This is a genomic window from Streptomyces sp. NPDC000134 (assembly GCF_042899225.1).
In the GTDB taxonomy this organism is placed as follows: domain Bacteria; phylum Actinomycetota; class Actinomycetes; order Streptomycetales; family Streptomycetaceae; genus Streptomyces.
Genome location: NZ_JBIAZN010000007.1, coordinates 98,699 through 105,244 on the forward strand (window position 1 = coordinate 98,699; position 6,546 = coordinate 105,244).

A 6,546-nucleotide genomic window follows, 5' to 3' on the forward strand; every position below is an offset into this window, starting at 1 on the left:
GACGGGCCCGAGCGTAACCCCTCCCGGCCCGGGGACTTGCCGGTGAGCGCCCTGACCCGCGCCGCTCAGCGCACGAGCCGCGCGGGCGGCACCCGGCGCCGCCGCCCGCGGGGGCCATAGGAAAACCCTATGGCCCCCGATGGCAATTCGTCTTTGCTTCTCGTTCTTTTCCGGACCTACCGTGAAACGGCTCGGTCAACCAGCGCTCTGCGCACACCGTTTCTTATTCATGGAGAGGTCGGAAGAAGAATGAACACGAACGAACTGAAGGGGAAGCGCGCCCTGGTGACGGGCGGTACCCGAGGCATCGGAGCGGCCGTCGTCCGCCACCTCCTGGACGCCGGCGCCGAGGTGCTCACGACCGCCAGGTCGGCGGCGAGCCCGGCACCCGAGGGAGCCGCCTTCGTGGCGGCCGACGTACGGACCCCGGCCGGCGCCCGGACCATCGCCGCCGCCGCGCGGGAGCGGCTGGGCGGCGTGGACATCCTGGTCCACAACGCGGGCGGGGCACGCCCCCACGAGGGCGCGCACGCCATTCCCGACGAGGAGTGGCAGGAGGCTCTCGACCTGAACTACCTGGCGTCGGTGCGGCTGGACGCGCTGCTGGTCCCGGGGATGCGGGAGCGGGGCGCGGGGAGCGTCGTGCACGTCTCCTCGGCCGCGGTCCTCACCCCGATGGGACAGTTCCTGCACTACACGGCGGCGAAGGCGGCACTGGAGAACTACAGCCGGGGACTGGCCCTGGAACTGGCCCCGGCCGGTATCCGCGTCAACACCGTGACACCCGGCCGGGTCGCCACCCCCGGCGGTGAGGCGACGCGCGAGCAGTGGGCGGGCCTGAACGCGCGGCCGGGCCCGGCCAACCCCGACGACGTCCCGCCGCTGGGACGCGACGGCCGGCCCGACGACATCGCGCACGCGGTGCTGTACCTGGTGTCCGACCGGGCGGGATGGCTGACGGGCAGCAATCTCGTGGTGGACGGCGGCGAATTCCCCAGGCGCTGACCCCGGCGGAATTCCCACAAGGCGAATCCCTGAAAGGCGAAGCCCCGAAAGGCGAAGCCTCGAAGGGTGAACACCGGAAAGGCGAACACCGGAAAGGCGAACACCGGAAAGGCGAACACCGGAAAGGCGAACACCGGAAAGGCGAACACCGGAAAGGCGAATTCAGGAAACGGTCGTGGTGTCCGGGCGCGCCGGCCCGGACCACGTCTGCTCGCGCAGCAGCCCGAGCAGGGCGGTCTCCGCCGGGCCCGCGGGGCGGGGGAGTACGGCGATGACGGGCTGGGTCACGGCCGGGAACACCGGGCGGACGAGGTGCTCGTGACCGGGCGGCACCGCGGAGGCGGGCACCAGTGTCACCCCCAGCCCCTGGGCGGCCCAGCGCACGGCCGTCGCCGTCTGGGACACCCGGGCGGCCGTGACCGGGGCCGGCCCGCTGTCCCGCAGCACGCTCACCAGCACACCGTCGAGCGCGCTGTCCCGGTCGAACCTCACCCACGGCTCCCCGGCCAGCTCCCGCAGCCCGACCCGGTCCGCGGCGAGCCGCGGATGCCCGGCGCCCAGCACCGCGACGAACTCCTCGTCGCCCAGGTGGTGGGCGTCGGCCGAGCTCCGCTCGCACGCCGCCATCAGGGCGAGGTTCAGCACCCCCCGGCGGCACAGCTTCTCCAGCTCGGCGGAGCTGGGCTCCTCGAAGACGGTGACCTCCAGTCGCGGGAAGCGGCGGCGCAGCGCGCCCAGCGCGTCCGGCAACTGCCGTGAGCCGAAGCCGAGCTGCGCCGAGACCACCAGCTCGCCCACCAGTTCGCCGGCACCGGCCCGTGCCGTCGCCCGCGCCCGCCGCGACGCGCTCACCGCGACCTCCGCCTCCCGCAGGAACGCCCGGCCGACCTCGGTGGGCACCAGCCCGGTGGGCGTGCGGGTGAACAGCTCCACGCCCAGTTCCCGCTCCAGGCCGCGGATCTGCTGGGACACCGACGGCTGGGCGACCCGCAGCAGCTCCGCCGCCGCCGTCACCGAGCCCTGCTCGGCGACGGCCAGCGCGTACTCGAACTGACGAAGGCTCATCGGCTCGGTTCCTCTCCTCGGTCGGCCCGCGACAGTAGGCAACCCGGTCCCGCCCGCCGGGATTCCCCCCGCCCGGAAGCACCCGCCGAGCACCGCACGGCCCGGCGCGGCGCGGCGCGGCGCGCTCAGGCGTCGCCGACCGTGGTCCCCGGCGGGGCGAACTCGGGCTGGTCCAGGAGGCGGAGCCAGCTTCCGTCGGCCTGGCGCCGCACGACCTGTGCGCGGGCCCCGCTGCCGTCCTTCGGCGGGGTGGCGGTGAGGGCGATGTCGCCGCTGACCAGCGTCGGCAGCGGCGGCTCCGGCTCGAAGCGCGGCCGGCCGGCCAGGACCCGCTCCCACAGCGCGCGGATCGCCTCCCGGCCCACCGTCCGGCTTCCCGGCGGATAGGCCAGCACCGCGTCCTCCTCGTAGAGCGCGGCGACCCCGGCGGCGTCACCGGCGTTGGACCGCTCGACGAACAGGCGGGTGAGGTCCTCGGGCCGCATGGCCTTCTCGTACTCCGGCATGACGTCCTCCTGAGGTGGGGTGCTTTCCGTGCTCTCCCAGCGTCGTCGGGCCGCGGCCAGAAGTCCAACAGATGCTTCTGCTGGCAACCAGAACTGCCAGTCATACACTGACCGTCATGGAACTGAGGCAGCTCGAATACTTCGTCGCGGTCGCCGAGGAGCGGAACTTCACCCGGGCCGCCGAGCGGGTGCGCATCAGCCAGTCCGGGGTCAGCGCTCAGATCCGCCAGTTGGAGCGGGAACTCGGGGCCGAGCTGTTCGACCGCTCCGCCCGCGCGGTCACGCTCACCGTCGCCGGCAAGGCCGCGCTCGAACACGCCCGCGCGGCGCTCGCCGCGGCCGGGGCGATGGGTCAGGCCGTGGGCGAGGTGACCGGCCTGATCCGTGGCCGGCTCACCGTCGGGATGGTCGTCGGCTGCACCATCACGCCCCTGTTCGACGCGCTCGCGTCCTTCCGCCGGGCCCACCCGGGGGTGGAGATCGCGCTGCTGGAGGACAACTCCGACCGGCTGGTCGACGGCGTCCGCGCCGGGGCCCTCGACCTGGCCCTCGTCGGCACCGCCGGCACGACCCCGGACGGGCTGGAGGCGTACACCCTCGTCGAGGACCGGCTCGTGGTGGTGGTCGCGGAGGGGCACGCCCTGGCGGAGCGGCCGGTCATCGCCCTGCGGGACGTCGTCGCCCACCCCCTCGTGTGCATGCCTTCCGGCACCGGCCTGCGCGCCGTGCTCGACCGGGCCTGCGCCGCCCAGGGGCTGCGCCCCGCGATCGCGCTGGAGGCCGGCGCGGCGGAGGCCGTCGCCGGCCTCGCCGCCCGGGGTCTGGGCGTCGCCGTCCTCAGCGAGTCGATGGTCGGCGCAGGCCACGGCCGCGTCACCGCCCGCACCATCGACGACGTCACGACGCCCGCCCTGCTCTCCCTGGTGTGGCGCGGCGCGCACGGCCCGGCCGTACGCGCGCTGCTCACCCACAGCCGCCGCGCGTTCACCGGCACGGCGTCCGTGGCCCCCGAATAGGGCCGGCCCCGGGCTCAGGAGGCGACGAACCGCGCTATCTCGCCCAGCACGATCGTGTCCGCGAGGTACCCGATGTGGGTCTGGCAGACCACGTTGTTGTTGGTCGCGCCGCTCAGCCGCGTGCTGGTGTACGGGAGGATGATGCCGTCGCACGCCGAGTACCAGGTCGCGTACCGGGTGTCGCCCGGCGTCTCGTCGCCCGCGGAGATCTGGGAGATGAACGACGAACCGGGGTACATCTGCTGGCAGGTGGTGTAGATCAGACAGGCCCCCGCGTACGTGGTGCCGTGGTTGGCGCCGGCGATCGAGGCGAGGTGGCTGACGTTGGCGTACCCGCCCAGCACCTTCAGGTAGTACTGGCTGACCAGGCCGCCCATCGAGTGGTTGACGATCGCGACCTTGCTCGCGCCGGTCCGCGCCTTCACGGTGTTGATGTACGAGGCGAGGCCCTGCGCGTTGGTGACGTTGTTGCCGTAGGAGTTGTACTCGTAGGCGAACAGGTCGGAACTGGACCAGCCGTTGAGCCGGAAGACGCTCATGGCGGTGACCCAGTTGGAGGCGTTGCCGGTGTAGCCGTGCACGAAGACGACCGGGGTGCTGGTGGACAGCGGCCGCGCGGCCGCGTCCGCCGACCGGGAGGCGGTGGTGCCGGACTCGGCGGCACCGGCCGTCGAGGCCGAGGCGAACAGGGTCAGCGCGGCCGTGGCGGCCGCGAGCGCGCCGAGAAGCCGGCGGGGGGAACGACGACGCATGGAGCCCTCCGAAGGAAGGTGCGGGGATGCTGACCCGCTCAGCGTCGGGGCGCGGGGCACCGGTGCCATCGGCTGAATCACCAGTGAGCCGCCGGCCACCCACAAAGTTTTGTCACAAACATATTTTGTGGCACAGTGAAATGGCGGCGACGGAACGGCCGGCGCGGACCGCACCCCGGCGCACCGCCGCCCGACAGCACAGCCGCAGTACAGCGAGGAGCACCACCATGACCACCGGCTACGACACCCCGACCACCGTCGAGAACCCCGTCCCGCCGCAGGACCTGTCCGGCATCACCGGGCACCGGTTCATCTACACGTACGCCAACGGCTGGCAGTACGAGATGTACGTGAAGAACGCCACGACCATCGACTACCGCATCCACACCGGCATGGTCGGCGGCCGCTGGGTCAAGGACCAGGAGGTCGACCTGGTGCGGCTCGCCGACGACGTCTACAAGGTCTCCTGGAACGAACCGACCGGCACCTCCGTCGTCGTCAACGTGCTGCCCGGCCGGCGCGTCCTGCACGGCACCATCTTCTTCCCGCACTGGATCGAGGAGGACGGCGGCAAGACGGTCCTCTACCAGAACGACCACCTGGAGGAGATGCGCGCCTACCGGGACGCCGGCCCCACCTACCCGATCTACGTCGTCCCGGAGTTCGCCCGCATCACCCTGTTCGAGCACGTCGGCGAGGACGACGAGAGCGTCGTGGCGGTGGGCCCGGAAGACCTCCCCGAGGGCTTCGCCGACCGAGTCAACTGACGGGCGCCTCCTCGGGCGCCAGCAGGACCGCGATGCGGCTGGCGTGGGCGACCGCGTCGCTGACCCGCGGGTTGATGAACGCCTTGAGGGACCCGCGGTGATGGGGGCTGAGGACCAGCAGGTCGGCCTCGAACTCCTCGGCGGCGGCCGAGATGGTGGTGGCTATCTGCGTGGTCAAGGTGGTGGTGACGGTGCCCTCGGCCTCGACACCCGCCTCGCGCAGCGCGGCGAGGGCCTCGTCGACGACGGCCCTGGCCTCCGCGTCGTCCTCCAGCGGGACGACCGCCGCGAGCGTGGCCGCGGAGGCGGCGATGTGCAGCACGCGGACCTTGGCGCCGGTCGGCCCGGCCAGTTCGCCGGCCAGACGGACGGCGGAGTGACGGGCCGGGCTCGGGTCGACGGCGACGAGAATGCGGTGGAACATGGCCTGCTGGTCCTCTTCCTGAGTGCCGAGGCGCCCGGCGGGCGGCCCTCGGACAGGTCGTCCGGCGGACGGGGCGTCCGCCGGGCCCGATCCGCGACCTTCGTCGTGATGATCAAGCGTCGTTGCCAACACCCCGCCCCGCGCATGTGTTCCGGCCGGGACGGGGCGGAGCCGTTCGCCTTGATGGGCAAGCCGTCGCTTGCCTATCGTGGGGGCATGGCGGACGACGTGTTCAAGGCACTGGCCGACCCCACCCGTCGGCGCATCGTGGACGAACTGGCGGAGCGGGACGGCCAGACCCTGTTCGAGATCTGCGCACGGCTGGTGACCAAGCACGGCCTGGGGCTGTCCCGGCAGGCGATCAGCCAGCACCTGGCCGTACTGGAAGCGGCGGGCCTGGTCGTCACCCGGCGCCAGGGCCGCTACAAGTTCCACGACCTCGACACCGAGCCCCTGCGGCGCGCCATGTCCCGATGGCTCAGGCCCGACCCCCCGGAGAGCACCCCATGAGAATCCACATCACCAGCGTCTTCGTCGACGACCAGGAGAAGGCCCTGCGCTTCTACACCGAGGTGCTCGGCTTCGTGAAGAAGCACGACGTCCCGCTCGGGGACACCGCCCGGTGGCTGACCGTGGTGTCGCCGGAGGACCCCGAGGGGACCGAACTCCTCCTGGAGCCCTCCGGCCACCCGGCGGTGGGGCCGTACAAGACGGCGCTCGTCCAGGACGGCATCCCCGCCACCTCCTTCGCCGTGGACGACGTGCCCGCGGAGTACGAGCGGCTGCGCGGGCTCGGGGTGGCCTTCACCCAGGAGCCCGTGGCGATGGGGCCCGTCACCACCGCCGTGCTGGACGACACCTGCGGCAACCTGATCCAGCTCGTGCACAGCGCGTGACGCCGGAAGCGGGGGGGGGGGGGGGGGGGGCCGCCGCCCCCCCCCCGGGGGGGGCGGGGGGGGGGGGTGCGGGGGTGGCCGGGCCCCCCCCCCGCCCCGGCCCCCCCCCGGGGCC

The 6,546-nt window shown here is 73.0% G+C and carries 9 protein-coding genes and 1 pseudogene; 6 read left to right on the forward strand and 4 right to left on the reverse strand.

From position 1 onward, the window contains the following. The first annotated feature begins 249 nt into the window (after window positions 1–249). Together ACFY32_RS12620 and ACFY32_RS12625 are read left to right on the forward strand one after the other, a co-directional pair. Window positions 250–1,005 (forward strand): SDR family oxidoreductase, encoded by a 756-nt coding sequence (locus tag ACFY32_RS12620; RefSeq protein WP_390674109.1) that lies wholly within the window; start codon window positions 250–252, stop codon window positions 1,003–1,005. Window positions 1,006–1,071: 66 nt separating this feature from the next. Then, window positions 1,072–1,131, forward strand: a pseudogene (locus ACFY32_RS12625) (hypothetical protein); the annotation flags it as partial. Window positions 1,132–1,167: 36 nt separating this feature from the next. Here ACFY32_RS12625 and ACFY32_RS12630 read toward each other — a convergent pair. Both ACFY32_RS12630 and ACFY32_RS12635 read right to left on the reverse strand, forming a co-directional pair. Next, window positions 1,168–2,070, reverse strand: coding sequence for a LysR family transcriptional regulator (locus ACFY32_RS12630; RefSeq protein WP_390674110.1), 903 nt, complete (start codon window positions 2,068–2,070; stop codon window positions 1,168–1,170). A 125-nt stretch (window positions 2,071–2,195) separates the two neighbouring features. After that, window positions 2,196–2,576 carry a YybH family protein gene (locus tag ACFY32_RS12635; RefSeq protein ID WP_390674111.1) on the reverse strand — a complete coding sequence of 127 codons (381 nt, stop codon included), beginning with the start codon at window positions 2,574–2,576 and terminating at the stop codon, window positions 2,196–2,198. Window positions 2,577–2,692: 116 nt separating this feature from the next. Between ACFY32_RS12635 and ACFY32_RS12640 the strand changes: the two genes are divergently transcribed. Further along, window positions 2,693–3,592 (forward strand): LysR family transcriptional regulator, encoded by a 900-nt coding sequence (locus ACFY32_RS12640; protein WP_390674112.1) that lies wholly within the window; start codon window positions 2,693–2,695, stop codon window positions 3,590–3,592. A 14-nt stretch (window positions 3,593–3,606) separates the two neighbouring features. On the opposite strand, the gene ACFY32_RS12645 is transcribed toward ACFY32_RS12640, so the two are convergent. Next, on the reverse strand, window positions 3,607–4,344 hold the full coding sequence (locus ACFY32_RS12645; protein ID WP_390674113.1) for an esterase/lipase family protein: 738 nt from the start codon (window positions 4,342–4,344) through the stop codon (window positions 3,607–3,609). Window positions 4,345–4,571: 227 nt separating this feature from the next. On the opposite strand from ACFY32_RS12645, the gene ACFY32_RS12650 reads away from it, so the two are divergent. Next, on the forward strand, window positions 4,572–5,111 hold the full coding sequence (locus ACFY32_RS12650; protein ID WP_390674114.1) for a phenolic acid decarboxylase: 540 nt from the start codon (window positions 4,572–4,574) through the stop codon (window positions 5,109–5,111). Here ACFY32_RS12650 and ACFY32_RS12655 read toward each other — a convergent pair. Continuing rightward, entirely contained in the window at window positions 5,104–5,535 is a 432-nt protein-coding gene (locus ACFY32_RS12655) for a universal stress protein (protein WP_390674115.1), read from the reverse strand. The two genes, ACFY32_RS12650 and ACFY32_RS12655, sit on opposite strands and share 8 nt — an antisense overlap. 216 nt (window positions 5,536–5,751) lie before the next feature. Between ACFY32_RS12655 and ACFY32_RS12660 the strand changes: the two genes are divergently transcribed. Further along, the gene (locus tag ACFY32_RS12660) at window positions 5,752–6,045 is read left to right on the forward strand and encodes an ArsR/SmtB family transcription factor (RefSeq protein WP_390674116.1); all 294 of its coding nucleotides are present in this window, start codon (window positions 5,752–5,754) and stop codon (window positions 6,043–6,045) included. Further along, window positions 6,042–6,431, forward strand: coding sequence for a VOC family protein (locus ACFY32_RS12665; protein ID WP_390674117.1), 390 nt, complete (start codon window positions 6,042–6,044; stop codon window positions 6,429–6,431). Before ACFY32_RS12660 ends, ACFY32_RS12665 begins: the two co-directional genes overlap by 4 nt. Window positions 6,432–6,546 lie beyond the last annotated feature (115 nt).

Bases quoted from the DNA above. Each gene is read 5' to 3' on its own strand.
- ACFY32_RS12620 (WP_390674109.1), top strand. From the start codon at position 250: ATGAACACGAACGAACTGAAGGGGAAGCGCGCCCTGGTGACGGGCGGT.
- ACFY32_RS12630 (WP_390674110.1), bottom strand. From the start codon at position 2,070: ATGAGCCTTCGTCAGTTCGAGTACGCGCTGGCCGTCGCCGAGCAGGGC.
- ACFY32_RS12635 (WP_390674111.1), bottom strand. From the start codon at position 2,576: ATGCCGGAGTACGAGAAGGCCATGCGGCCCGAGGACCTCACCCGCCTG.
- ACFY32_RS12640 (WP_390674112.1), top strand. From the start codon at position 2,693: ATGGAACTGAGGCAGCTCGAATACTTCGTCGCGGTCGCCGAGGAGCGG.
- ACFY32_RS12645 (WP_390674113.1), bottom strand. From the start codon at position 4,344: ATGCGTCGTCGTTCCCCCCGCCGGCTTCTCGGCGCGCTCGCGGCCGCC.
- ACFY32_RS12650 (WP_390674114.1), top strand. From the start codon at position 4,572: ATGACCACCGGCTACGACACCCCGACCACCGTCGAGAACCCCGTCCCG.
- ACFY32_RS12655 (WP_390674115.1), bottom strand. From the start codon at position 5,535: ATGTTCCACCGCATTCTCGTCGCCGTCGACCCGAGCCCGGCCCGTCAC.
- ACFY32_RS12660 (WP_390674116.1), top strand. From the start codon at position 5,752: ATGGCGGACGACGTGTTCAAGGCACTGGCCGACCCCACCCGTCGGCGC.
- ACFY32_RS12665 (WP_390674117.1), top strand. From the start codon at position 6,042: ATGAGAATCCACATCACCAGCGTCTTCGTCGACGACCAGGAGAAGGCC.